A 22,779-nucleotide genomic window follows, 5' to 3' on the forward strand; every position below is an offset into this window, starting at 1 on the left:
CAGGCGCTCAGCGCTCCAGCCGGTACCCGCTCACGATGTCCGGCTGGATGCGCACCACGTGCCCCATCTCGGCGTCGACCCACGGAACGAGCATCGCCTGGTAGCGGGCCAGGTCGGCGGGGTCCGACACCCGGGTCGCGATGCCGGTGACGACCACGCTCCAGCCGGTGCGGGCGGCCGGGTCGAGCAGGTCGGCCTCGTAGGCCACCACCTCGGTGTCCAGCGTGCGCTTCAGCAGGGCCGATCCGCTGTGGGTTCGGATCACGATGGTGTCGCCGTCCATGACGTGGTTGACCGGGCGGATCGCGGGCAGCGCCCGATCGGTGAAGGCCACGCGCCCCAGCGGCGCGCTGCCCAGCAGCTTCAGCGCCTCGTAGCGGCTCAGCTCCACCAGCCGCGCGCGGGGACGCGGAGCGGCGTTCACGACGCCCTCCGGGCCCGGCCCGCACGCAGGCACGCGGCGAGGCCCCGACGGCCCACGACAGCGATCACTTTCGGCAACCCTCTCTTCGCGGACGGTCTCCGATGGCGCGCGCCGTCCCGTCCGCGTGACCCCTGCATGATCCTCCGGCACGAGGGCGCCGCTCCAGGGGTCACATGGGTCGCAGCGTGGGCCGGTCGGCCCTATCGGAGGGGCCGGAACTCACGACGGGATCCGGAAGCGGACCAGGACGACCTTGCCGTGGTGGTCGACGGCCGGTTCCGCGCTGACGTCGCCGTCGTACTCGGCGGCCAGTTCGGTGACCGTGCGTAGCCCGGACCCGATGGACTCGGGGGTGAGGTCCGGCAGCCGGGGATCGGCGTCCGCGACCCCGATGACCAGGTGTCCGGCGCCGACCGTCAGGCCCACCTCCATCGCGGGGGTGTGCGCCGCGTGCCGCAGCACGTTCGCCACCAGCTCGCCGACCACCAGCAGCACCGCGTCGGCGAAGGCGGAGTCGGGGACCACACCGGCCGCGGGGAAGTGCTCGGTCACCGCCTCCCGGGCCCGCGCCACGGCCTGGGGGCCCACGGGAACCGACGTGATGTGCCGCTGCACCTGCGGCGCCACGTGCTCCACCGCCGCCGCGGGCTTGCCCTTGCGCCAGGGCAGGAATCGGTGCTCGCCCATCATCGCCCCGCTTCCGCGCCGCGCAGCTCGTCGAGCAGGTCCTGCCGGCCCGCCGCCAGCACGGACAGGACGCGGCGGGCCGCCCCGAGCAGTTCCGCGACATCGCCGCCGGTCAGTTCGTACACCACCGTCGAACCGGTGCGGGTGGCGGTGACGATCCCGGAGCGGCGGAGTATGGCGAGCTGCTGCGAGAGGCTGGAGGGCTCGATCTCGATCGCGGTCAGCAGGTCCCGCACGGGCGCCGGGCCGTCCTGGAGCAGTTCGAGGACCCGGATGCGTACGGGATGCCCGAGCATCCGGAAGAACTCCGCCTTCGCCTCGTACAGCGGAACCGGCACCTCGATCACTCCTCGCCCAGCTCGATGTCGACGTCGACACCGCTGGCCCGCGCCAGCCGCACCGCGTCGTCCAGCTCGTCCTGCGCCACCGCCACCGCGTAGGCGTCGTCGGCTTCCAGCGCGGCCGCGAGACCGGCCTGCGCCTCCCGGACCCGCTCCCGCAACGCCTCGGCGAAACCGCCCACCCGGATTCCTTCCCTGAAGGCTGCCTGCCTGGGCAACTGGCGAATTGAAGAACTCTTCAAGCGTAGTGGAGGCAGGCGGCTCGCGCCGGGGCGCGTGCTTGGGCCCGGGAAAAACGGGCGCGCTAGCCCGGCGGCAGCCGGCGCAGGCCGAGACCGGCGTGAATCTCCGGACCGGGAGTCAGCCGGGCCCGCGCCGCCAGGTCCTCGAAGTAGGTCATGGTGAGGGTGCCGTGCTGAGCCCGTTCGCTGTAGATGTACGGAGCGAGTGCCTGCCACATCCGCTGGACGTTGACGCTGTAGGCGCCGAGCACGAGCCGCTCGTCGACCACGCCGTGCGCGACCAGCTTCCCGATGTCGTCGTAGAACTGGCCCACGCGCCGTATGTGTTCCCTCGGCTCGACCGGCAGATGCCGGTAACCATCGGCATGAGCGTGTTGGGCAGCCAGTTCGGACCGGATGTACTCGACGGACCTCAAGAACTCCGTGGTGCGGGTCTCCTTGAACAACTCGATGATGATCGGCAGCACATTGGAGTTGTGCGCCAGCCGCAACTGCCTGCGCGACGCGGCGACCGAGGTGGTCAGGGCGCCGATCGACACGGCGAGGGCCAGCAGGTTCAGCATCAGAGATCCATCCACGGCACGAGGCTAAGCGCTGCTCCGTGCATTTACGTCCGCATGTGCAGATGGCCGTCGCGAGGGAAGGCGGGCGGCGCCGCGGGCAGCAGGGCCGCGAAGGCGTACCCGCACTTCTGCGCGACGCGGCAGGAGGCCAAGTTGTCCACCTGGTGCAGGAGTTCGAGGCACTCCAGCCCGGCGCCGCCGAAGGTGGCGAAAGCCCAGTCCGTCACAGCCCGCAGTGCGCGGGGCGCGACGGAGCGGCCGCGTGCGTGCGCAGCGGTCCAGTAACCGACCTGGGCCGACGGGGCGTCGGGGGCGCGCCTCTTGAGCACCACATGGCCGGCCAACTCGCCGTCGTCCGCCCGGCCTTGCGCTTCCAGGACGGCGAACCCGAGATGGGTTCCCGCTTCTCGGCCCTCCCGCTGCTCCCGCACCCACCGTGCCGCGCTCGCCTCGTCGTGGACGCCGAGACTCGTCCAGCGGCGCAGCGCGGAATCCTGGTTCAGGGCCAACAGGGCGACGGCGTCCGACGGTTGCCAGGGGCGCAGAACGAGCGGGGGAGCGTCCGGTGTCGCGTTCGCTGTCAGTCGTGTCATCGGGATGCCTGTGCGCGCAGTGCCTGTGTGGTCCAGTCGAGCGCCGGTGCCAGGTCTTCCGGGGGCGGCCAGCCATTGATCCGGGCGAGGAGCGCGAAGTAGCGGTCTCTGCGGGGATCGTTGGCGGTCTCCAAGCGGGTCAGCAGGCGCTGCCGTAGCGCGGCGTCGTCCGGCATGCCGACGGTGTGCGCGCAGTGCGCGGTGAGGGCGTTGACGACCGGCGCGGCCAGCGGCGAGTCCGGGGCGATCCGGGAGGCCAGCGCGGCCTCCGCGTGATCGCGGGCGATGGCGATCAGGCCGGGGCGAGGGTGGGGCCCCGGATGCGCGTCGGCGGCCCGGTCGGCCGCGTAGTCCTCGACGAGACGTCGTACGGCGGTGCGGAAGTCCGGGTCCGCGGAGAGTTCCGCCAGTTCCACCCACGCGGCGAGCTGGTCGTCGTCGGCGCTCTCGGGCAGTTCGGGCGTCATGGTGCGCCGGACCGCGGCGAAGGCGGACCCCGGGGAGGAGCCGTCCGCACCGCCGAACACGGCGTCGAGGAACTCGTCGATCAGGCGGCGCCGTTCGCCCTCGGACAGTGTGGCCAGCTGGTGCATGAAGTCCGTCTCCTCGGGGGTGGATCCGCGCCGGGCGGCGACCGTCAGTACGGTCCGTCGCAGCCGTAGGGCACGGATCTGTACGTCCAGTGCGGCGGCGTGCTCCGCGGCGACCTCGGCGAGCGTCAGCTTCCGGTCGACGACCTGCCGGACGGTGGGCAGACCGAGGCCGAGATCGCGCAGGGTGCGCACCAGTTTCAGGCGGGCGACGGCGTCGGCTCCGTAGCGGCGGTACCCGGCGGCCGTGCGGTCCGTCGGCGGCACGATGCCGCGATCGGAATAGAACCGGATCGCCTTGACCGACAGGCCGGTACGCCGGGCCAGTTCGCCGATCGTGCAGAGGGTGTCGCCGTCGTCCATGCCCCCACCTTCATGTCTCCCCCTGCGGGAGACTCAACTCCTCGCCCATCCTCGCTCCGGGCTCAGCAGTACGGCGCCTGATTGGTGAGGGAGGTCGCCACCCGCGTCCACACGTAGAACTGCCGGTACAGGGCTGGGAGTTCGCCCTCCGCCCGGACGGTGCGGCTGTCCGTGGCGGTGACGCCGGGGATGCCCAGCAGGGTGGCGGCGACCGAGGCCGACTGCCAGCGCACCATGAGGGTGGACGAACTCGGCGGTGCGGCAGGGGCGTTCGGGGTCACGGAGAGGCGCGCGGTGACCGCCTCCTCGATGGCCCGGCGGGCTTCTTCGGCCGGGCGCACCTCCGCGGCGAAGCGGCCATGCGCGTACTTGACGGCGACAGCGGTGACCGAGTCGTCCCATGCGGAGATCTCCGCGCAGGCGGTGTCGTCGCCGGTGAGGACGACCATGGGCACGCCGAACGCCGCCGCCGTGGCCTGCGCGAGCCCGATCTCACCCACGGGCCGCCCGTCCAGCCACATGTCCTCGATCTCGTGGCCCATGAAGCTATGGCTGAGCACGCCGAGTGTGCCGGCGCGCGCGTGGTAGCCGACACAGACCATCGCGTCGTGCTCGGCGGTGAGACCTGCGAGCATCCCCATCGGTTTCGGCTTGCCGCGCAGCAGCCGGGCGCGCGCGTCGACCGTCTCGGGCAGCAGGTTGCGCATGGGACCGTGCGCGTCGTTGACGACGATGTCTGAGGCGCCGGCGGCGACCGCCCCTCGTACGGCCGCGTTGACGTCCTCCGCCATCATCAGTCGTCCGCGTTCGTAGTCCCGTCCGCCCGGCTGGACGTCGTCGGCGTCGACGAGGCCCGTGATGCCTTCCATGTCGGCGCTGATGTAGATCCGCACAGTGTCCGCCCCTCGGTGACTTTCATGATCACTGAGGGGGACGTCCCGGTTGCCTCGTGCGGTTCCCCGCCGCGGTGGTTCCGCTGGGGGCGACGGTCAGAAGCGGGCTCCGATGCTCACCCCGCTCCGGGGAACGAGGAACGACGGGGCGGAGGGAAGGGACCCGTCGGACTTCCGGGTGCCGGTGATGGCGCCAGGGTCGGTGCTCAGCACGGACGAGGCGTTCCAAGTGCCGCCCAGGTCCCAGGAGTTGCCGCTGGAGGTGGTGCCGGATCCGAGCGCGACCGCGCGTCCGTCCACGAGGGAGAGGTTGCCGGTGAGAGTGGCCTTGCCGCCGGAGACGTCGACGTCGAAGCCGGTGCCCTGGTTCGTGTACGACGTGTCGCGGCTCAGCGCGAGCGCTCCCGGGTTGCCGTTGTCGGTGAAGCCGTGCGCCGCGTTCCGGAACGCGGCGGAGCCCCGCACCGTGTGGGCGACCGCGGGGGCGGGGCTGCCGCCGCCGAGCTTGAAGCCGTTGCCGTCCCCGGCGAAGTCGGGGAAGTTCCAGCGGTTGAAGCCGTTGCCGTACGCGATCGTGTTCTCGATCAGGATCGGCGAGGTGAACTTCCAGGTGTCGAAGCCGTCGTCGACGTTGTTCCACAGGCGCGCGCCCCGCACCACGTTCCCGGCGCCGCTGCCCTCCTTGACGGCGAGACCGTCCGCGCTCTCGCCGTTCTTGCGCGGGTCGCGGTTGGCGTAACTGTCCAGGTTCAGAATCTGGTTGTTGCTGGAAGCACCCTGGAGCTGAAAGCCGGATTCGTAGTTGTCGTGGGTGGTCAGCGCGGAGAAGACGTTGTTGTTGCAGCCGTCGCAGTAGACGCCGTAAGGACCGTTGGCGATCTCCAGGCCCGACAGCCGCCAGTAGGAGGCCTCCTGGTGGACGGCGCCGCGCTCGGCGCGCGGGATGCTGCCGCCGACAGGGGTGTGACTCGCGGGCAGTTGCTCGCCGTCGATCACGACGCGCTCGCCGGGATAGGCGCCCAGGGAGATCGGCCGGGACGCTGTGCCCGACTTGGTGATGGTGATGTTGTCCGTGAGGGCCTACGTGCCGGCGCGTACGGCGATCACGTCGCCGGGCTGTGCCTTGTCCACGGCCTTCTGGATGGTACGCAAGGGGTGGTCCAGGGTGCCTGCGGCCGAGTCGTCGCCGTTCGTGGCCACGACCATGGTCGGGGTGGCCGTGGCGGCTGCCCCGGCGGGCGCGGGTAACGCCATCGCCGACAGCGCGGCCCCCAGCACCGCCCCCGCCCATACCCCCGCGTTGCTCCGCACCGTTCCGGTGAATCCGCCTGTCCCGCGCATACGTCCTCCCGCTGTTCGTCCTGTCTCGACGGCTCTCGCGAAGGCAGTGGTCGCCCGGGCGCGGAAGGTTGCCGGGTGCGGGCGCCCGCTCGGGGCGGCAGCCGCATGGCCGCTGAGGTCCCCTCTCTGGCCGCGCAGGTCAGTTCCCGCTGAATTCCTGGTGAATAGGTTTCCACCAACACCGGCAAAGCGTCACAGGCGCCATGAGAGAGGCGGCGGACCGTGCAGAATTCCCCGTACGACACGTGCGTGATAGGGGCGGGACCGGCCGGACTGGCCGTCGCGAGAGCCCTGACGGAGCGCGGTCTTCCCTATACACATCTCGAACGGCACACCGGGCCGGGGGGCGTGTGGGACATCGACAACCCGGGCAGCCCGATGTACGAGTCGGCTCATTTCATTTCGAGCAAGACGCTCTCCGCATTCGGCGGCTGGCCGATGCCCGACCATTTCGCGGATTACCCGCCGCACCGGCAGATCCTGTCCTATCTGACGTCGTTCGCCGAGGCGTACGGGTTGAAGGAACGGATCGAGTTCGGTGTCGAGGTCCGCGACGTGGAGAAGAACGCGGACGGCACCTGGACCGTCACCCGCTCCGACGGCCGCGAGAGCGTCCACGGCCAGGTCGTGATGTGTACGGGCGCGCAGTGGTACCCCAACATCCCCGAGTTGCCGGGGGAGTTCAGCGGCGAGATACGCCACACGGTCGGCTACCGCAGCGGCGAGGAGTTGCGCGGCAAGCGCGTGCTGGTCGTGGGGGCCGGGAACTCCGGCTGCGACATCGCCTGCGACGCGGCCCGGTTCGCCGACCGCGCGGTGATCAGCATGCGGCGCGGCTACTGGTTCATCCCCAAGCACCTGTTCGGCCGGCCGGTGGACACGATCGCCGCATCCGGCCCGAAGCTGCCGATGTGGCTCGAACAACGGGTGTTCGGCGCCCTGTTGAGGGTCATCAACGGCGACCCGCGCCGCCTCGGCCTGCAAAAGCCCGACCACAAGCTGTTCGAGACGCACCCCGCCGTCAACTCGATGCTGATCCACCATCTGCAGCACGGCGACATCACGGCCAGGCCCGGCATCGCCCGCACCGACGGCAGCACGGTGCACTTCACCGACGGCACCAGTGACGACTTCGACCTGATCCTGCTGGCGACCGGATACGTGCACAAGGTGCCGGCCGCACAGCGGTACTTCGGCGACGAGCAGCACCCCGACCTGTACCTGTCGGCGTTCTCGCGTGAGCACCACGGCCTGTTCGGCGTCGGCTTCGTGGAGACGAACTCCGGCGCCTATCAACTCTTCGACACCCAGGCACAGCTGATCGCCGGATACATCCACGACACGCAGGCCGAGCTGCCGAACGCCGAACGGTTCGCCCGCATGATCCGAGGCGACCGCCCGGACCTGACCGGCGGCCTGAATTTCGTCGCCTCGCCCCGCCACACCGGCTACGTCGACAGCGGCGCCATCGTGAAATACCTCGCCAAGGTCGCCGCCCGGATGGGCTGGCGCACCGAGGGCCACCCGCCCCCGGCGAAGTCCGCACGGAACAACGAGCCGTCCGCGCAGTCCCGTTCGCAGGCGGTCGTCTCGTGAGCTTCGACTTCCGCGGCAAGGTGATCGCGGTGACGGGCGGCGCGGGCGGCATCGGCAGCGCGTTGTGCCTCCGCTTCGCCTCCGGCGGCGCGCACTGCGTCGTCGTCGACATCGACGAGCCCAGGGCCCGGCAGGTCGCGGCCGACCTCCCCGGCGCCGGGCACCTGGGGATCGGCTGCGACCTCCTCGACCGCGACGCGGTGGAGGAGTTGTTCGACCGGATCGCCACGGCGCACGGCCGCCTGGACGTGCTCGTGAACAACGTCGGCATGACCAGCGCCGAGCGCTTCGACGTGCGCAGCGTCGAGAGCATCGAGCGGGAGCTGAACCTCAACCTGCTCTCCCCGCTGGTCGCCACGAGGATCGCGATCCCGCTGCTGCGGGCCTCCGGCGACGCCCGGGTCGTCACCACGGTGTCCCTCGGCGGGATCTTCCCGCTCGGCGAGACCCCGATCTACACCGCCTCGAAGTTCGGGCTGCGCGGCGCGATGCTCTCCATCGCTCTCGACCTGCGGGACAAGGGCATCCGGGCCGGTTCGGTCCTGCCGTCGGCGACCGACACCCGGATGCTGCGTCAGGAAGCGGTGGAAGGCGGCAACTCGATGCAGTTCCAGGACCCGCCCCAGCAGCCCTCCGACGTCGTCAGGGCTGTGGTCAGCCTGCTGGACAGGCCGCGGCTGGAGGCCTACCCGCGGCCCGGCGAGTCCCTCCTGGTGCGCTGCGCGATGCTGGCGCCGAACCTGCTGCCCAGACTCTTCCCGCTCTTCCGCAGACGCGGTGAACGCGGAATGGACCGCTATCTGGAGGATCTGCGCCGCAGAGGGCTGGCGCGTCGCAGCAATGGCCGTTGGGAACTGGTGGAGGAAGCATGACCAAGCCCCCTACGGGAGTTACCGAGCCCGCTGCCGGAGTTCCCGAGCCCCCTGCGGGAGTTCCCGAACCTCGTGCGACGGCTACCCAGCCGCGTACGTCAGTTACCCGGCACCGTAAGGCAGTTGACGCGCTCCGCGTCGTCAACCCCGCAACCGGCGAACTGATCGCCACCCTGCCCGCCGCGACCGCGCTCAAGGTCGCACGCGCCGCCGAGCACGCCGGGCGGGTCTTCGAGAGCGGCGTGTGGTCGCGGCGTCCGCCGCGCGAGCGGGCCGCGGTCCTGCTGCGCCTCGCCGACCTGATGGAGCGCGACGCCGAGACCCTCGCCCGCCTCGACAGCGAGGACGCGGGCAAGCCGATCACCGAGTGCCGTACCGGCGACGTACCCGGCGCGATCGAGTCGATCCGCTGGTTCGCGGAGGCCGCCGACAAGGTCTTCGGCCGGACCGCTCCCACCGGGCCCGACCAGCTCGGACTGGTGAGCCGGGAGCCCGTCGGGGTGGCCGCGGCGATCCTGCCGTGGAACTACCCCTTGGCCATGGCGAGTTGGAAGGTCGGACCCGCTCTCGCCGCGGGCAACAGCCTGCTGCTCAAGCCCGCCGAGGCGACACCCCGCTCGGCCCTGCATCTGGCCGCGCTGGCCGCGGAGGCGGGCCTGCCGGACGGCGTGCTCACCGTCCTGCCCGGCCAGGGCGCCGTCGCGGGCACCGCACTCGCCCGCGATCCCCTGGTGAGGGCGCTGTCCTTCACCGGTTCCACCGCGGTCGGACGGCGCATCCTGGCCGACGCGGCGGAGACCAACTTCAAACGGGTCTCGCTGGAGATGGGCGGCAAGAGCCCCCAGGTACTGATGCCCGACGCGCTCGGCTTCGGCGACGAACTCATCGAGAACATGATCGAGGCCGCCTTCCTGACGATGGGTCAGAACTGCACGGCGGGCTCGCGCGTGCTGGTCCACCGGGACATCGCCGACGAGGTCGTGGCCCGGTTCACCGCCGCCGCGAAGGACCTGGTCATCGGTGACCCGGCCGAACCCGCCACCCGAATCGGTCCGTTGATCAGCCACACCGCCTTCCAGCGGGTCGCCGACGCCGTGGACTCCGCCCGGTCCGCGGGCGCCCAGATCCACACCGCCGGACTGCCCCACGGGCTGCCCGCCCGAGGCGCCTACTACCCGCCCACCGTGATCACCGGCGCACCTGACGGCAGCGACGTCCTCACCCGGGAGCTGTTCGGACCGGTCGTCACCGTCCAGACCTTCGCCTCCGAGGCCGAGGCGATCCGCAGGGCGAACGCCACCGAGTACGGGCTCGCCGCCTCCGTGTGGACCCGCGACCTCGACGCCGCGTTCCGCCTGGCCCGAGGGATCCAGGCCGGCGTGGTCTCCGTCAACGCGTACAGCGAGGGCGACATCACCACGCCCTTCGGCGGCTGGAAGCAGTCCGGGTTCGGCGGCGCGGAGAAATCCACCACCGCCTTCGACCAGTGGACCCGCGAGAAGACGGTCTGGATCCGCACCCGTTGACCCACTCCGGAGTGCGGTCAGGGCTCCATCTCCCGCAGGTCGTCGCGCAGTTGCAGCGGGGCAACGCCGTGCCAGCGGTGCACGGCCCGCCGCAGGGCACGGACGTCGGAGAAGCCCACCTGGCGGGCGACCTCCCGCAGGGTCAGCCCGCGGCGGCGCAGCAGCTGCTCCACCCGCTCGCGCCGCACCCCGTCGACCACCGCCTCGTACGTCGTGTCGCACTCGGCGAGCCGACGCCGCAACGTGCGCTCACTGGAGGCGTGCCGCCGGGCCTGTTCGACGAAGGAGGGGACGGCCGGAAGGCTCTGCGCGATGGAGACCTCAAGGACCTCCAACAGCTCCTGCTGGTCGCGGCGGGAGGCCATCTCGGCCTCCAACAGCTCCAGCACGGCGGCATACGTCACCGGGTCCCGGCCCGGCATGGCCCGCCCGGCCCATCCGTGGGGCATCACCAGGCGATTGCGGGCGGCGGCGAAACGCACCGGGCAGCGGAACAGCTCCTGGAACAGACGCGCGTCCCGCGGCGCGGCGAAGGCGAACTCCACGGCCCGCGGCGCGAATTCACCGCCTACGGCCAGCCGGGTCAGCGTGACGACACTGGAGAACGCCTCCTGGACGAGGAAGTCCGCGACAGCCGGATCGAGGGCGGGGTCCGGCAGATCGGCGCGTACGACATAGCCGGTGTCCTCGGCCGCGGCCGACCAGACGACCATCGCTCCCGACAGGTTCTGGAAGCGCACCCCCGTCTCGACAGCATCCCGCAGGGTGTCGCCGGCCATCAGGGCGAGCCCGAGCAGCCCCCAGGAGGTGAGGTGCTGCGCGGCGCCCACCCGCAGGCCCAGATGCTCCGTGCCGGTCAGTTCCACGGCGCGGCGGATGACGGCACTGCCCTGCCGGTACGACACCCGCAGCGCGGCCGAACGCATCACGTCCTCGTCCAGCCCCACACCCGCCAGCAGCGGCCGCAGGTCGACGCCGTAGTCACCGGCGACCACGGAGAGGTAGCGCAGGATGTTCGGCTGGATGGTCGCCGAGGTGCTGCGGCTGGTCCCCGGATGGTTCGCCGGGCCGGGAGCATCGGGCATCGAATCCCCTCTCACCAGGGCGTTGATCGCCCCACTTTAGGCAGCCGGACCCCCGCCGGTCGCGACGATGGCCGCCGAGGCCCCCCATCCGGCCGCCGACGCCCTGCACCCGCTCCGCCCGCCCTCCCTACGGTGGCGGCACCCCGCACCGTCCCGCCCGCCCGCGCCCCGACCGACACGCGCGGCACCGGAGCCGAGCACGGGCAACCCAGAAACGAAGGCGCGGTATGACCCCCACTTCTCCTCCCGGTCTCCGGACGCAGTCCCCGCGGCGGTCCGGGCCAAAGGGCCCGCACCGGGGCGCACGACGCGTGGCGGCCACCGTGTTCGCCGCCCAGGGCGCATCGGTGGCCGCCGTGTCCACCACGGTCCCCGCCGTCAAGGAACACCTCGGCCTGTCCGCGACGGCGACGACCGTGCTGATCGTCGCCGTCGCGCTGAGCGCGGGCGCCGGCAGCTTCGCCGGGTCGGCCGCGATCCGCCGCTCGGGCCCGGTCGCCGCCATGCGGGGCGCGGTCCTGACCTCCGCCATCGCGCTGCTGCTCATCGGCTGGGCGCCCGAACAGGCCACGGTCACCGCGGGCTACCTCCTGTTCGGACTGGCACTCGGCGGCATCGACGTCTCCGCCAACACCCGCGCCACGGCCGTCGAACACCACTACGGGCGGAGCATCTTCGCCTCGTTCTACGCCGCCTGGAGCGCCGGCGGTGTCACGGCCGCCCTGCTGACCGCCGGCACGGCACGACTCGGCTGGCCGCCCGCCGCCACCCTCACCGCGCAGGCCGCCCTCGTGCTGCTGCTCGCCCTGACCCTCCGCGCGCACCCCCTGCCCGCGGCTCCACCGGACCCGGCGACCGCGACCGGGACGCCTCCGATCGACCTCGGCCGGGGCCTGTGGATCAGGCTCGCCCCCTTCGGCGTCGTCCTCCTGGTCGCGTACGTCGTCGACTCCACCGTCTCCGCCTGGTCGACGGTCTACCTCCACCAGACCCTCGCGGCGGCCCTGTCCGCCGCACCCCTGGCGTACGCGGCCTACCAGGTCGGCACCGTCACCGGCCGGTCCTGCGCCGACCACCTGGTCCGCAGAGCCGGGCCGGCCGCCGTGATCCGCATCGCGACCCTCCTCACGGCCGCCGCCCTGGCCGGGATGGCCGCGGCACCCGGCTGGCCGTACGCGGTCCTGGCGGCCGGATGCGTGGGCCTCGGCGTTTCCGCGCTCGCCCCGCTGTGCCTCGCCTCCGCCGGGCGGCTGCGCCCCGGGGCGGCCGAAGCGGTGCTGGCCCGCCTCAACGTCTTCAACTACCTGGGCGTGATCACCGGCGGAGCCGCCAGCGGAATCCTCGGCTCGGCCGGCCACTTCCGCCTCGCCTACGCAGTCCCCTCCGCGCTCGTCCTCGTGCTGCTGCTCACCGCCCGCTCCTTCGCCCCGGCTCAGGGCGTCGGCGGTGGCGTGGCGCGTACGAGCCCCGACTGGTAGGCGATGACGACCAGTTGGGCGCGGTCGCGGGCGTCGAGTTTGGTCATGGCGCGCTGGACGTGGGTGCGGATGGTCAGCGGGCTGACGAAGAGGACCTCGGCGATCTCGGTGTTGGACCTGCCCTCGGCGACCAGGGCCATCACCTCGCGTTCCCGGGCGGTGAGGGCCGTGAGCCGCTCCGGCGGAGCGAGGTGGCTGCCGGGCTCGGGGGCGGCGAGGAAGCGGGCGATGAGGGTGCGGGTGGCCGTGGGCGACAGGAGGGAGTCGCCGGAGGCCACCGTGCGGATGCCGTCGAGGAGTTCGTCGGCGCCCACGTCCTTGCCGAGGAAGCCGCTCGCTCCGGCGCGCAGTGCCCGCGCGACGTACTCGTCGGTCTCGAACGTGGTGAGGATCAGCACGCGGGTGGCGCTCAGGTCCGGGTCGGCGCAGAGGGTGGCGGTGGCGGCCAGACCGTCGGTGCCGGGCATCCGGATGTCCATGAGGACCACGTCGGGGTGATGGACCCGGGTGAGCTCGACCGCCTCCTTGCCGTCGGCGGCCTCGGCGACCACCTCCAGGTCGTCGCAGGAGTCGATGAGGATCCGGAACGTCGCCCGCAGCAGGGCCTGGTCGTCGGCGAGCAGGACGCGGATGGTCATGAGCGGGGGTCTTCTTCCGATCGCGTGGCGTGGGGGTGCAGCGGCAGCGCCGTCATGACTTCGAAGCCGCCGCCGGGGCGGTGGCCGGCCTGGAGGTCGCCGCCGACGGACTGGGCGCGTTCGCGCATGCCGATCAGACCGAAGCCGTGTCCCGGGGCGGGGCCGGCGGAGGCCGTGGCGGCTCCGTCGTCGGTGACCGTGATGGTCAGCCGGTCGTGCGAGTAGGCGAGCCGGACCTGTACCGCGGCCGCCGCGGCGTGCTTGGTGACGTTGGTGAGCGCCTCCTGCACGATCCGGAACGCCGTCAGGTCCACGCCCGGCGACAGCGGCCGGACCGTGCCCTCGGTGACGACGGCGACCTTGATGCCCGCGGTCCCGCAGGCGGCCGTCAGCTCGGGGAGCCGGGCCAGTCCGGGTGCCGGTTCCAGCGGGGTGTCGGCGTCGCCCGCCTGACGCAACAGGCCGACGGTGGCCTTGAGTTCGCGCAGCGCGGACGCGGTGGTGTCGGCGAGCGTGCCGAGGATCTTCTCCGCCTGCTCGGGATGGCTGCGCGAGAGGTGCTTGGCGGTGCCGGCCTGGGCGTTGGCGAGGGCCATGTGATGAGCGACGACGTCGTGGAGTTCGCGGGCGATGCGCATACGCTCCTCGGTGACGCGCAGCCTCGCCTCCTCCTCGCGGGAGCGTTCGGCGTAGTTGGCGCGGGCCTGCACGGCCTCCCAGTAGGCCTGCCGGAGCCGGGCCGCGCTGCCGGAGGCGACCGGCAGCAGCATCCAGAAGGCGGGGCCGAGCGTCCGGAGGATCAGCGGGTGGTCGCCCGGGTCGGCGATCACGGTGATCACGGTCGTCGTGACGACGGCCCCGGCGAGGAAGACGCGGGCGGTCCTTCGGTCGGTGAGCGCGGCGAGCCAGTGCATCGCCGCCATGGCCGGTGCGAGCAGAAGCGGGTTGAGCAGATAGCCCAGAGCGCTGGCGGCCATGGCGCAGCCGAGAGCGACGACCACGACGGTGCGCGGATGCCGACGGTGCCACAGCAGGGCGAGACAGGCGACACCCGACAGCAGCGCGGAGGGCAGCATCCGGTGCGGCTGCTCGGCACCCGGCGCGCTGAGCGCGGCACCGAGCAGAGCGAAGCCGAACAGCGCCGCCGCGACCGCCGAGTCCGCGAGGCGCGGATGACGACCCGAGTAGCGCTCCAGGCTGATGGTCATTGCTTTCTCCGGTCGAAGGACTGCCTCCATGGTGGACGACGCCGGGTGCGCGGGGACGGCGAGGGCGACCTGTGTCGTCGTACGACGTCCCGTGCCGGAGTACGGGCGTGTCGCCGTACCGCCGACGAGGCCCCGTCGCGCCCCGTGGCACGGGACGAGGGCCGCCCGTGTCGTCGCACGGGCGGCCCTCGGGCGCGTGTCCCGGGGGAATCAGACGCGCGCCGCCTCCCGGTCGGTCTCGCCGGCCGGAGTCGGGGCGGGGTCGGCGTGGTGGGTGAGTGCCTCGCCCTCCACGTCGATGTTGGGCAGCGCCCTGTCGAGCCAGCGCGGCAGCCACCAGGCACGGGCGCCGAGGAGGGCGAGGACGGCGGGCACGAAGGCCATGCGGACGACGAAGGCGTCGAACAGGACGGCGATGGCGAGCCCGAAGCCGATCATCTTGATCATGGATTCGCCGGCCCCGATGAACCCGGAGAACACCGCCATCATGATCAACGCGGCCGCGACCACGACCCGGGCGCTGTGCCGGAACCCGGTGGTGATCGCCTGCGCGGGCCGGTCCCCGTGGACGTACGCCTCCCGCATACGGGCGACGAGGAAGACCTCGTAGTCCATGGCGAGTCCGAAGACGATGCCCACCAGGAAGATCGGCATCATGCTCATGATCGGGCCGGTCTCCTCGACGCCGAGGAGGCTCGCGCCCCAGCCCCACTGGAAGACCGCGACGACGGAGCCGAGGGCGGCGAGCACCGACAGGAGGAAGCCGGCGGCTGCCTTGATCGGGACCAGGATCGACCGGAAGACCACCAGCAGCAGGACGATGGCCAGGCCCACCACCACGATCAGATAGGGGATCAGCGCGTCCTGGACCTTCTGGGCCACGTCGATGTTCACCGCGGTGGTTCCGGTGACCTTGAAGGTCACCCCGGTCGCGGAGTCGATCGCCGGGCGTTCGTCGCGGATGGTGTGGACGAGCTTCTTGGTCTGCTCGTCGGCGGGCCCGGTCGAGGGCGTGGCGGAGAAGACCGCGGTGTCGCCCGCCGGGTTGAACCGGGCCGGGGAGACGGAGACAACGCCTTCGGTGTCGCCCACCTTCTCGGTGATCGTCCGCACGGCGGCCTTGGCGTCGTCGGCCCCGCGGGCGTCCACGACGACGGTCAGCGGGCCGTTGAAGCCGGGACCGAAGCCCTTGGCGAGATCGTCGTAGGCGCGGCGCTCGGTGGTGGCGGTGGACTTGACCTCGTCGCCGGGCATGCCGAGCTGCAGGTCCATCACCGGCAGCGCGATCGCGCCGAGGCCCACGACGCTGAGCAGGAGCACGGGGACGGGGCGGCGCAGCACGAACCGGGCCCAGCGGCTGCCGCCGTTGTTCTCCCCGCCCTGCTCCACGCGGCCGCGCTTGCGGGCGCGGCGCGAGAGCACGGCGTTCGGCCAGAAGCCGAGCAGCGCCGGGACGAGGGTGAGCGAGATGAGTACGGCGATGACGACCGCACCGGCGGCGGCCAGACCCATCTTGGTGAGCATCGGGATGCCGACCACGGACAGTCCGGCGAGCGCGATGACGACGGTGAGGCCGGCGAAGACGACCGCCGATCCGGCGGTTCCGGCGGCCAGTCCCGCGGATTCCTGGGGTGTACGGCCCTTGGCGCGCTCCTCGCGGTAGCGGGAGACCACGAACATGGCGTAGTCGATGCCGACCGCGAGGCCCAGCATGGTGGCCAGCGTGCCGGTGGTCGCGGACAGGCCGAAGGCGCTGGCCAGGGTCGTGATCGAGGCCATGCTGATACCGATGCCGATGATCGCGGTCAGCAGCGGGAGCCCGGCGGCGGCCAGTGACCCGAAGGTGACGATCAGGACGAGGGCGGCGATGGCGATGCCGATGGCCTCGGCGCTGCCGCCCGCCGCGGGCTGGGTGGCCAGCGCGTCGCCGCCCACCTCGACGGTCAGGCCCGCGTCCCGGGCCTGGTCGATGGCGTCCTCCAGGTGCTTCTTGCTGGTGTCCGTGAGGTCGTCGGCCTTGGCCTTGAAGCTGACGGTCGAGTACGCGGTCGTGGCGTCCTTGCTCACCGCCTTCGCCTGGAAGGGGTTCACCGCACCGGAGACCTGCGACCCGTCGGCCGCCTCGGTCACGAACTTGTCGATCGCCGCCCGGCTGTCGGTCGCGGTGACCTTCTGTCCGTCCGGGGCGACGAACACGACCCGCGCGCCGGCGCCGTCGGCCGTGGAGCCCGGGAACCTCTGCTCCAGCAGGTCGAACGCCTTCTGGGACTCGATGCCGGACATGGAGGACGCCTCGTCGGGGGCGGCGGGCGCGGTGGCCGCACCCACGCCGACCGCAGCCAGCACCGCCGCCCACACGAGGGCGACGTACCAGCGCCGCCGGAAGGCCAGACGGCCCAGCCGATAGAGGAAAGTAGCCATGAGGCGGAGGTCTCCACATCTGATTCGGGAACCTCCCCAGGCTCCCGTCAGCGCCCCCGTCCCGTCGTCGTGCGCCTGCCGACAATCCGGCGTACTGAGATCGCAGTACGCGCCGCCCACCTCGTACCTCTCAGGGCGGACATGGAGGCGGACCCGGCGGGGCGCGTCAGACCGCGACGACCCGGATCCCGGCCTCCTCGAACCGGCGGACCATGTCCTCGCCCACCGCCGCGTCCGTGACCAGCGTGTTCACCGACTCGGCGGCGCAGATCCGGGCGAAGGCGCGCTGGCCCAGCTTGCTGGAGTCGGCGGCCACGACCACCCGCTCGGCGCGCTCGCACAGCAGCCGGTTGATCGCGGCCTCCGCCTCGTCATGGGCGGCGGCGCCGTGCGTGACGTCGAAGGCGACCACGCCGAGGACGGCCACGTCGAGGGTGATCTGGCCGAGGACGCCGTCCGCGAGGGGACCGATGAGCTCGTACGACTGCGGGCGCGCGACCCCGCCCGTCACCACGATCTTGAACTGGGGGCGTACGGCCAGCTCGTTGGCGATGTTGAGCGCGTTGGTGACCACGGTCAGCGCGGGGGAGCCGGACGCGAGATCGCTGCGCACGGCCAGCGCCCGGGCCACCTCGGTGGTGGTCGTGCCGCCGGTCAGGCCCACCGCCTCGCCGGGGGCGATGAGGTCGGCCACCGCCTTGGCGATGCGCTGTTTCTCCGAGGCGTGCCGGGCGGTCTTGTAGCGCAGCGGCAGCTCGTAGGAGACACCGTGCACGACCGCGCCGCCCCGGGTGCGCACGAGCATCTGCTGCTCGGCGAGCTGGTCGAAGTCGCGCCGGATCGTCGCGGCCGACACGGCCAGCTCGGCGGCGGCCTCCTCGACATCCAACCGGCCCCGCTCCACGAGCAGTTCCAGCAGCGACTTCCAGCGGGCGTCGCGCGACATCCGCACTCTCCATTCCTCGATCTTCCGCGACCCTAGCGCACCCTTCACTTCCCCCAAATGCTTGATTGTGATTGAAAGAGCGCTATATCTTGCAAGAACAAGCATCACTGGGAGGGGTACGGCATGACCCATGTCGAGAACGAGCTGAGCAGCCAGCCCGAGTGCTGGATCCGCGCCGCCGAGCAGGCCGCGGCGCACGGGGCCGCGCTGCCCGCGGCGGGGGAGCGGGTCGCGATCGTGGGGTGCGGCACGTCGTTCTTCATGGCGCAGGCCGTCGCCGTACTGCGCGAGCAGTCGGGGCAGGGCGAGACGGACGCCTTCGCCGCGTCGGAGTTCCCTGAGGGCCGTTCCTACGACCGGGTGGTCGCCCTCACCCGGTCCGGCACCACCACCGAGGTGCTCGAACTCCTCGGGCGCCTGCGGGGCCGTACCCGCACCACCGCGATCACCGCGGACCCGCACACTCCCGTGATGCAGGCCGCGGACGACCTGATCGTGCTCGACTTCGCGGACGAACGGTCCGTCGTGCAGACCCGGTTCGCGACCACTGCCCTGACACTGCTGCGCGCGCATCTGGGGCTGCACACCGACGCCGTCGTCGCCGACGCGCGCACCGCACTGGCGGCCCCGCTGCCCGAAGGGCTGGTGGACTGCACGCAGTTCACCTTCCTGGGCCGCGGCTGGACGGTAGGCCTGGCCAACGAGGCCGGCCTCAAGATGCGCGAGGCGTCACTGGCGTGGACCGAGGCCTACCCGGCGATGGAGTACCGGCACGGCCCCATCAGCATCACCACGCAGGGCACCGCCACCTGGATGCTCGGCGAGGCGCCCGACGGACTGGCCGAACAGGTCCGCGCCACCGGCGGGTTGTGGGTGGACGGCGGTCTCGACCCGCTCGCCGAACTCGTCCGCGCCCAGCGACTGGCCGTCGCCGTCGCCGCGGCTCGGGGGCTGGACCCCGACCAGCCCCGTCACCTCACCCGGTCCGTGATCCTCGACGCGGCCGCTCACTGAAGTCATCCGCGGCCCAACCGGGTTCGCCGGCACAAGGACTGGAACAAGGAGGTGCTGCCGTGTCCCTGGCAGCGACGAGTGAGCTGGTCACCGCGGCCGCCCGGGCGCAGTCCGCCGTGGCCGCGTTCAACATCATCACGCTGGAACACGTGGAGGCCGTCATCGCCGGCGCCGAGGCGGTGCACGCCCCCGTCGTCCTCCAGGTCAGCGAGAACGCCGTCAAGTTCCGCTACGGCCGCCTGCTCCCGCTGGCCCGCGCCGCGGCCTCGGCCGCCGAACGCGCGTCGGTCCCCGTCGCGCTGCACCTGGACCATGTGCAGAGCGACGAACTGCTGCGCCAGGCGCCCGACGCCGGATTCAGCTCCGTGATGTACGACGCGTCACGCCTGCCGTACGAGGAGAACCTCGCCGCCACCCGCGCGGCCGCCGACTGGGCGCACGCCCAAGGGCTGTGGATCGAGGCCGAGTTGGGGCAGGTCGGCGGCAAGAACGGGGCGCCGCCGCTCGACGCGCACGCGCCGGGTGCCCGCACCGACCCCGCCGAGGCCCACGCCTTCGTGGCCGATTCCGGTGTGGACGCCCTCGCCGTCGCCGTCGGCAGCTCGCACGCCATGACCACGCGCACCGCCACCCTCGACCACGACCTGCTCAAGCGCCTGTCCGCCGCCCTGGACGTACCCCTCGTCCTGCACGGCTCCTCCGGAGTCCCCGACCCCGAACTGGCCGCCGCCACCGCGAACGGTATCGCCAAGGTCAACATCGGCACGGCCCTGAACATCGCGATGACCGGCGCGATAAGGGAGTTCCTCGCCGCCCACCCCGAGGCGGTCGACTCGCGCAAATACCTCAGCGTGGGACGGGAGGCGATGGCACGCACGGTCGCGCATCTCATCGGCGTACTGAGGGGGTGACGGCCGGGGTGGCGAAGGGCTGAACTACTCCCACTCCACGAGCTTCTCGAAGAAGAACTCGTGCTTGAGGAACGACACGTCGTACTCGTGACCCGGATACGGCGGGATCAGCTGCGCCGCCTGGAACAGCCGCCAGCCGTCCTCCAGCGCGTGCACGCCCGACTTGTACGGGGGTTCGTCGCTGTCCCCGGTGGTGGGCGAGGTGCGGCCGGTGCCGTCGTAGACCGACCAGCCCACCACGTCCGCGTCGAGCGCGGAGGTGGCCAGATAGAGGACGAGAACCTGCTGACGGACGCTCATGCGACCTCTCCCTGCGGGCGGTTGGAAACCCGGGTCACCCAGTACTCCAGGTCGAAGGAGTCGTCCCCGGTGAGGGACCGCCACAACAGCACGCGGTTGTAGGCCTCCAGGCGGCCGGTGGCGTGCTCGTACCACGGGAACATCGTGGAGAGTTCCTCGGCGACGCGCGGATCCCCGAGGTCGGAGGTGTCCCACAGGCGCACCTGGCGCACGGTCGGGTTGAAGCGGATCTTGAACATGTAACGCACCGTGTCGCTGTCGTTGCGTCGCCCGCCGTGCCACAGACCATGGTGCAGAAACACCACGGTGCCGGCCGGACAGACGAGCCGGGTCTGCCCGCGCAGGTTCTGGTAGCGGCCGGTGTCCGACTCGTTCGTACGGCGCAGATGGCTGCCCGGCACGCTCAGCGTGCCGCCCATGTCGAGGGTGACGTCCTGCGGGTAGTACATCAGCTGGACGTCGAAGGCATCGGTGCGGACATCGATGATCGCGTCCCCGTGCAGCGGTTGCGCCTGCCCCTCGCGGGGCTCACGGACGTGCACGGCATGGTGGTCGACGGTGGGGTCGGGCCCGACGAGACTGCGCAACGCGCCTGCCACGTCGGGCAGGTCCAGCAGACGGCGGACGAAGGAGCCCTCCGGATAGACGTCCGGCACGCTGCTGCCGTACGGGACACCGGGCATCCCCTCGCGCAGTACCTCGACGGCCTCGGCGTTCAGCTCCGGCGGGACCACCGCGTCCAGGCGCAGCGATCCGTGGGACGCGAAGTGCGCCATCCGGACCGAACTCAGGAGTTTGGGTGGGGCCATGGCCTTGGTGTGGGTCATGGCCCCAACGTAGAAGCGGGGCGGTCGTCGGCGCGTTGGCCCTGCTCATCACTACTGGTAATTTCTCACCATGCGAGAGACGGAGATCCACCTCGGCGAACCGCCGGTCGTCGCGGGCCTCGGCGTCGGAGTGCACGGCGTCGCGAGCCGCACGGACGTCTTCCGCCTCCCGGAGCTGTGGCAGCTGCACCTCTACCAGTACGACGCCGAGCTGACCGTCGACGGCACGGCGCACCTCATCCGCCCCGGCCGCGTGAGCCTCGTACCGCCCGGCACCACGGTCCGCTACCGCTACCAGGGCCGTTCGGAACACCTCTACGCCCACCTGCGCATAGCCCCCGTCGGCCCGCCGCGCACCATCCCGGTCGTGCAGGACACCGGCCCCGAACTGCCCACGCTCTCCGGCCTTCTGCTCCGCGCAGTCGCGGCAGCACCCGCAACCCCCGAGCACACCCGCGCCGAGATCTGGACCGCCCTGTGGCGCATCGCCGACCTGCGCCCGGCGGCCACCACACCGAACGGCCCGCACCCCGCCGTCACCACGGCGATCGCCCACATCGAGGCCCATCTCGCCACCCCTCTCACCGTGCCGGAGATCGCCCGCGCCGCCGGGATCTCCCACAACCACCTCACCCGCCTCTTCCGCACCGAGACCGGCACCACCGTCATCGCCTACATCCGCCGCCGCCGGCTGGAACGAGCCCACCATCTGCTGCGTGCCTCGACCCTCTCCATCCCCGCGGTGGCCGCCTCGGTCGGCATCCCCGACCTCCAGGCCTTCAACAAGGCGTGCCGTCGCGAGCTGGGGTCCTCACCCAGGGCCCTGCGGAGCGCGACGGTCACAGAGAGCAGCACCACCCACAGGTTGACGCCGACCCCGCGCCCCGTGGCTTACTGACTGCCATGACGGACCGCTTCCCCGAGATAGCCTCCGCGGAGGAGTTCATCCGGCTGCGCGAGAGCGAGGACCCGGCGGAGTACGGCCGCTCGGCCTGGGCGACGATGCCGATCGACGCCTGGTGGGATCTGGTGCGTAACCACCCCCACATGCGGTTCTGGGCCGCACACAACCGCACCGTCCCGGTCGAGATACTCGCCGAGCTGGTGAAGGACACGGACTGGCGGGTCCGCGACCGGGTGCTGAGCAAGAAGTACACCCCGCCGGAGCTGTACGAGCAGCTGGCCGACGACCCGCACGACGCGGTCCGCCGCATCGTCGCCAACCATCCGCGCTCGCCCCGGTCGGCCGTCGCCCGCCTGGTCGACGATCCCTGGCCGGTGATCGCGAGGGAGGCGCGTGAGCGTCTGGCGAACTGGCCGCAGGCCGAGCAGCCGTCCGGAACCGGCTGAGCCCGCTGAAGTGGCAGTGGCCCTCTACGGAGGCGCCAGGTCGTGCTCGCGCTCACAGCCGTCGTGCTGGAGATGGATTCGGCGGAGATCTTGCAGCGCGGCCACAGGAAAGGGGTGTCGGGCCCACTTCGCCAGATAGCCGTCCTCGCCGTGGAGCCTCAGCACTGACTGGGCGGCCTCCAGGACGACGTGACTCAGCAGGCTGCGGGGCTGCGTGGAGCTCCAGGCGAGCCGGCCTTCTTGATCGGGCGCATCGTAGCTCGCGGCCATGTCGGGGAACCGGTAGATCGTGACGTCGACCTCGGAGCCGTTGCCGCGGAGGACCCACCTCGCTTCGGCCGGTTCAAGGTCGAAGGAGAAGCGCTGGAAGCGGGTGGGGCCGTAGAGACCGGTCATGGCGTGAAGCAGGTCCGCAAGGGCGTCGGTGCAGTAGCTGACGATGTCCTGGTGCTCCGAAGAGCCGTCCGCGATACGGCAATGCGCCCAACCACTGCCGCTCAGTTCCCAGCCGAACCGGAGATCACTGCTCATCCCGCCCCTCCCGATGATCGTCTCCGGAGACCGTACAGC

26 protein-coding genes are annotated in these 22,779 nt (G+C 71.7%); 8 read left to right on the plus strand and 18 right to left on the minus strand.

Features of this window, described 5'->3' with window-relative positions:
* Positions 1-7: 7 nt before the first annotated feature.
* The 10 genes from AB5J56_RS41065 to AB5J56_RS41110 form a co-directional block, all read right to left on the minus strand.
* Positions 8-424 (minus strand): pyridoxamine 5'-phosphate oxidase family protein, encoded by a 417-nt coding sequence (locus tag AB5J56_RS41065; RefSeq protein WP_369240902.1) that lies wholly within the window; start codon positions 422-424, stop codon positions 8-10.
* A 219-nt stretch (positions 425-643) separates the two neighbouring features.
* On the minus strand, positions 644-1,114 hold the full coding sequence (locus AB5J56_RS41070) for an ATP-binding protein (RefSeq protein ID WP_369240904.1): 471 nt from the start codon (positions 1,112-1,114) through the stop codon (positions 644-646).
* Positions 1,111-1,449, minus strand: coding sequence for an ArsR/SmtB family transcription factor (locus AB5J56_RS41075; protein ID WP_369240906.1), 339 nt, complete (start codon positions 1,447-1,449; stop codon positions 1,111-1,113). The genes AB5J56_RS41070 and AB5J56_RS41075 overlap by 4 nt, the downstream gene beginning before the upstream one ends.
* Before the next feature lie 5 nt (positions 1,450-1,454).
* On the minus strand, positions 1,455-1,670 hold the full coding sequence (locus tag AB5J56_RS41080) for a hypothetical protein (RefSeq protein WP_369240908.1): 216 nt from the start codon (positions 1,668-1,670) through the stop codon (positions 1,455-1,457).
* An 86-nt stretch (positions 1,671-1,756) separates the two neighbouring features.
* Positions 1,757-2,272: a hypothetical protein gene (locus AB5J56_RS41085; protein WP_369240910.1), complete on the minus strand. Its 516-nt coding sequence runs from the start codon at positions 2,270-2,272 to the stop codon at positions 1,757-1,759.
* Between the two features lie 29 nt (positions 2,273-2,301).
* Positions 2,302-2,850 carry a GNAT family N-acetyltransferase gene (locus AB5J56_RS41090; protein WP_369240912.1) on the minus strand — a complete coding sequence of 183 codons (549 nt, stop codon included), beginning with the start codon at positions 2,848-2,850 and terminating at the stop codon, positions 2,302-2,304.
* Positions 2,847-3,803: a MerR family transcriptional regulator gene (locus tag AB5J56_RS41095; RefSeq protein ID WP_369240914.1), complete on the minus strand. Its 957-nt coding sequence runs from the start codon at positions 3,801-3,803 to the stop codon at positions 2,847-2,849. Before AB5J56_RS41095 ends, AB5J56_RS41090 begins: the two co-directional genes overlap by 4 nt.
* Positions 3,804-3,865: 62 nt before the next feature.
* On the minus strand, positions 3,866-4,696 hold the full coding sequence (locus AB5J56_RS41100) for a M55 family metallopeptidase (protein ID WP_369240916.1): 831 nt from the start codon (positions 4,694-4,696) through the stop codon (positions 3,866-3,868).
* Positions 4,697-4,792: 96 nt separating this feature from the next.
* Positions 4,793-5,692 (minus strand): right-handed parallel beta-helix repeat-containing protein, encoded by a 900-nt coding sequence (locus AB5J56_RS41105; protein WP_369240918.1) that lies wholly within the window; start codon positions 5,690-5,692, stop codon positions 4,793-4,795.
* An 84-nt stretch (positions 5,693-5,776) separates the two neighbouring features.
* A complete protein-coding gene (locus AB5J56_RS41110; RefSeq protein WP_369240920.1) occupies positions 5,777-6,037 on the minus strand; it encodes a DUF1565 domain-containing protein in 261 nt (86 codons plus the stop codon).
* Between the two features lie 222 nt (positions 6,038-6,259).
* Here AB5J56_RS41110 and AB5J56_RS41115 point away from each other — a divergent pair, with 222 nt between their 5' ends.
* From AB5J56_RS41115 to AB5J56_RS41125, 3 genes are read left to right on the plus strand one after another with little or no spacing between them, the layout of a single operon-like run.
* Positions 6,260-7,633: a flavin-containing monooxygenase gene (locus AB5J56_RS41115; RefSeq protein WP_369240922.1), complete on the plus strand. Its 1,374-nt coding sequence runs from the start codon at positions 6,260-6,262 to the stop codon at positions 7,631-7,633.
* Positions 7,630-8,505 (plus strand): SDR family NAD(P)-dependent oxidoreductase, encoded by an 876-nt coding sequence (locus tag AB5J56_RS41120; RefSeq protein WP_369240924.1) that lies wholly within the window; start codon positions 7,630-7,632, stop codon positions 8,503-8,505. The genes AB5J56_RS41115 and AB5J56_RS41120 overlap by 4 nt, the downstream gene beginning before the upstream one ends.
* Positions 8,502-10,031 carry an aldehyde dehydrogenase family protein gene (locus AB5J56_RS41125; RefSeq protein ID WP_369240926.1) on the plus strand — a complete coding sequence of 510 codons (1,530 nt, stop codon included), beginning with the start codon at positions 8,502-8,504 and terminating at the stop codon, positions 10,029-10,031. Before AB5J56_RS41120 ends, AB5J56_RS41125 begins: the two co-directional genes overlap by 4 nt.
* A 17-nt stretch (positions 10,032-10,048) precedes the next feature.
* Here the strand turns inward: AB5J56_RS41125 and AB5J56_RS41130 are convergent, their stop codons facing one another.
* Positions 10,049-11,116, minus strand: a complete 1,068-nt coding sequence (locus AB5J56_RS41130) for an AraC family transcriptional regulator (protein WP_369240928.1) — start codon at positions 11,114-11,116, stop codon at positions 10,049-10,051.
* Between the two features lie 311 nt (positions 11,117-11,427).
* Here AB5J56_RS41130 and AB5J56_RS41135 point away from each other — a divergent pair, with 311 nt between their 5' ends.
* Positions 11,428-12,594, plus strand: coding sequence for an MFS transporter (locus tag AB5J56_RS41135; protein ID WP_369240930.1), 1,167 nt, complete (start codon positions 11,428-11,430; stop codon positions 12,592-12,594).
* Here the strand turns inward: AB5J56_RS41135 and AB5J56_RS41140 are convergent.
* The 4 genes from AB5J56_RS41140 to AB5J56_RS41155 form a co-directional block, all read right to left on the minus strand.
* Positions 12,549-13,232, minus strand: coding sequence for a response regulator (locus AB5J56_RS41140; protein ID WP_369240932.1), 684 nt, complete (start codon positions 13,230-13,232; stop codon positions 12,549-12,551). The two genes, AB5J56_RS41135 and AB5J56_RS41140, sit on opposite strands and share 46 nt — an antisense overlap.
* The gene (locus tag AB5J56_RS41145) at positions 13,229-14,440 is read right to left on the minus strand and encodes a sensor histidine kinase (protein WP_369240934.1); all 1,212 of its coding nucleotides are present in this window, start codon (positions 14,438-14,440) and stop codon (positions 13,229-13,231) included. The genes AB5J56_RS41140 and AB5J56_RS41145 overlap by 4 nt, the downstream gene beginning before the upstream one ends.
* 210 nt (positions 14,441-14,650) lie before the next feature.
* On the minus strand, positions 14,651-16,861 hold the full coding sequence (locus AB5J56_RS41150) for an MMPL family transporter (RefSeq protein ID WP_369240936.1): 2,211 nt from the start codon (positions 16,859-16,861) through the stop codon (positions 14,651-14,653).
* Between the two features lie 166 nt (positions 16,862-17,027).
* Positions 17,028-17,807: a DeoR/GlpR family DNA-binding transcription regulator gene (locus AB5J56_RS41155; RefSeq protein WP_369240938.1), complete on the minus strand. Its 780-nt coding sequence runs from the start codon at positions 17,805-17,807 to the stop codon at positions 17,028-17,030.
* Positions 17,808-17,930: 123 nt separating this feature from the next.
* Between AB5J56_RS41155 and AB5J56_RS41160 the strand changes: the two genes are divergently transcribed.
* Together AB5J56_RS41160 and AB5J56_RS41165 are read left to right on the plus strand one after the other, a co-directional pair.
* Positions 17,931-18,821 carry an SIS domain-containing protein gene (locus AB5J56_RS41160; RefSeq protein ID WP_369240940.1) on the plus strand — a complete coding sequence of 297 codons (891 nt, stop codon included), beginning with the start codon at positions 17,931-17,933 and terminating at the stop codon, positions 18,819-18,821.
* A 59-nt stretch (positions 18,822-18,880) separates the two neighbouring features.
* Complete coding sequence (locus AB5J56_RS41165) at positions 18,881-19,732, plus strand: ketose-bisphosphate aldolase (protein ID WP_369240942.1); 852 nt, start codon at positions 18,881-18,883, stop codon at positions 19,730-19,732.
* Between the two features lie 24 nt (positions 19,733-19,756).
* Here the strand turns inward: AB5J56_RS41165 and AB5J56_RS41170 are convergent, their stop codons facing one another.
* Both AB5J56_RS41170 and AB5J56_RS41175 read right to left on the minus strand, forming a co-directional pair.
* Positions 19,757-20,032, minus strand: coding sequence for a hypothetical protein (locus AB5J56_RS41170; protein ID WP_369240944.1), 276 nt, complete (start codon positions 20,030-20,032; stop codon positions 19,757-19,759).
* Positions 20,029-20,859: a phytanoyl-CoA dioxygenase family protein gene (locus AB5J56_RS41175; RefSeq protein WP_369240946.1), complete on the minus strand. Its 831-nt coding sequence runs from the start codon at positions 20,857-20,859 to the stop codon at positions 20,029-20,031. The genes AB5J56_RS41170 and AB5J56_RS41175 overlap by 4 nt, the downstream gene beginning before the upstream one ends.
* A gap of 70 nt (positions 20,860-20,929) precedes the next feature.
* Here AB5J56_RS41175 and AB5J56_RS41180 point away from each other — a divergent pair, with 70 nt between their 5' ends.
* Complete coding sequence (locus tag AB5J56_RS41180; RefSeq protein WP_369240948.1) at positions 20,930-21,757, plus strand: helix-turn-helix domain-containing protein; 828 nt, start codon at positions 20,930-20,932, stop codon at positions 21,755-21,757.
* A gap of 5 nt (positions 21,758-21,762) precedes the next feature.
* The gene (locus AB5J56_RS41185; protein ID WP_369240950.1) at positions 21,763-22,209 is read left to right on the plus strand and encodes a hypothetical protein; all 447 of its coding nucleotides are present in this window, start codon (positions 21,763-21,765) and stop codon (positions 22,207-22,209) included.
* 24 nt (positions 22,210-22,233) lie between these two features.
* Here AB5J56_RS41185 and AB5J56_RS41190 read toward each other — a convergent pair whose 3' ends face one another.
* On the minus strand, positions 22,234-22,740 hold the full coding sequence (locus AB5J56_RS41190) for a hypothetical protein (RefSeq protein ID WP_369240952.1): 507 nt from the start codon (positions 22,738-22,740) through the stop codon (positions 22,234-22,236).
* Positions 22,741-22,779 lie beyond the last annotated feature (39 nt).

The organism is Streptomyces sp. R21 (assembly GCF_041051975.1).
In the GTDB taxonomy this organism is placed as follows: Bacteria; Actinomycetota; Actinomycetes; order Streptomycetales; family Streptomycetaceae; genus Streptomyces.

Bases quoted from the DNA above. Each gene is read 5' to 3' on its own strand.
- AB5J56_RS41070 (WP_369240904.1), bottom strand. From the start codon at position 1,114: ATGATGGGCGAGCACCGATTCCTGCCCTGGCGCAAGGGCAAGCCCGCG.
- AB5J56_RS41190 (WP_369240952.1), bottom strand. From the start codon at position 22,740: ATGAGCAGTGATCTCCGGTTCGGCTGGGAACTGAGCGGCAGTGGTTGG.
- AB5J56_RS41145 (WP_369240934.1), bottom strand. From the start codon at position 14,440: ATGACCATCAGCCTGGAGCGCTACTCGGGTCGTCATCCGCGCCTCGCG.
- AB5J56_RS41170 (WP_369240944.1), bottom strand. From the start codon at position 20,032: ATGAGCGTCCGTCAGCAGGTTCTCGTCCTCTATCTGGCCACCTCCGCG.
- AB5J56_RS41160 (WP_369240940.1), top strand. From the start codon at position 17,931: ATGACCCATGTCGAGAACGAGCTGAGCAGCCAGCCCGAGTGCTGGATC.
- AB5J56_RS41150 (WP_369240936.1), bottom strand. From the start codon at position 16,861: ATGGCTACTTTCCTCTATCGGCTGGGCCGTCTGGCCTTCCGGCGGCGC.
- AB5J56_RS41130 (WP_369240928.1), bottom strand. From the start codon at position 11,116: ATGCCCGATGCTCCCGGCCCGGCGAACCATCCGGGGACCAGCCGCAGC.
- AB5J56_RS41180 (WP_369240948.1), top strand. From the start codon at position 20,930: ATGCGAGAGACGGAGATCCACCTCGGCGAACCGCCGGTCGTCGCGGGC.
- AB5J56_RS41155 (WP_369240938.1), bottom strand. From the start codon at position 17,807: ATGTCGCGCGACGCCCGCTGGAAGTCGCTGCTGGAACTGCTCGTGGAG.
- AB5J56_RS41125 (WP_369240926.1), top strand. From the start codon at position 8,502: ATGACCAAGCCCCCTACGGGAGTTACCGAGCCCGCTGCCGGAGTTCCC.
- AB5J56_RS41185 (WP_369240950.1), top strand. From the start codon at position 21,763: ATGACGGACCGCTTCCCCGAGATAGCCTCCGCGGAGGAGTTCATCCGG.
- AB5J56_RS41110 (WP_369240920.1), bottom strand. From the start codon at position 6,037: ATGCGCGGGACAGGCGGATTCACCGGAACGGTGCGGAGCAACGCGGGG.
- AB5J56_RS41175 (WP_369240946.1), bottom strand. From the start codon at position 20,859: ATGACCCACACCAAGGCCATGGCCCCACCCAAACTCCTGAGTTCGGTC.
- AB5J56_RS41140 (WP_369240932.1), bottom strand. From the start codon at position 13,232: ATGACCATCCGCGTCCTGCTCGCCGACGACCAGGCCCTGCTGCGGGCG.
- AB5J56_RS41095 (WP_369240914.1), bottom strand. From the start codon at position 3,803: ATGGACGACGGCGACACCCTCTGCACGATCGGCGAACTGGCCCGGCGT.
- AB5J56_RS41090 (WP_369240912.1), bottom strand. From the start codon at position 2,850: ATGACACGACTGACAGCGAACGCGACACCGGACGCTCCCCCGCTCGTT.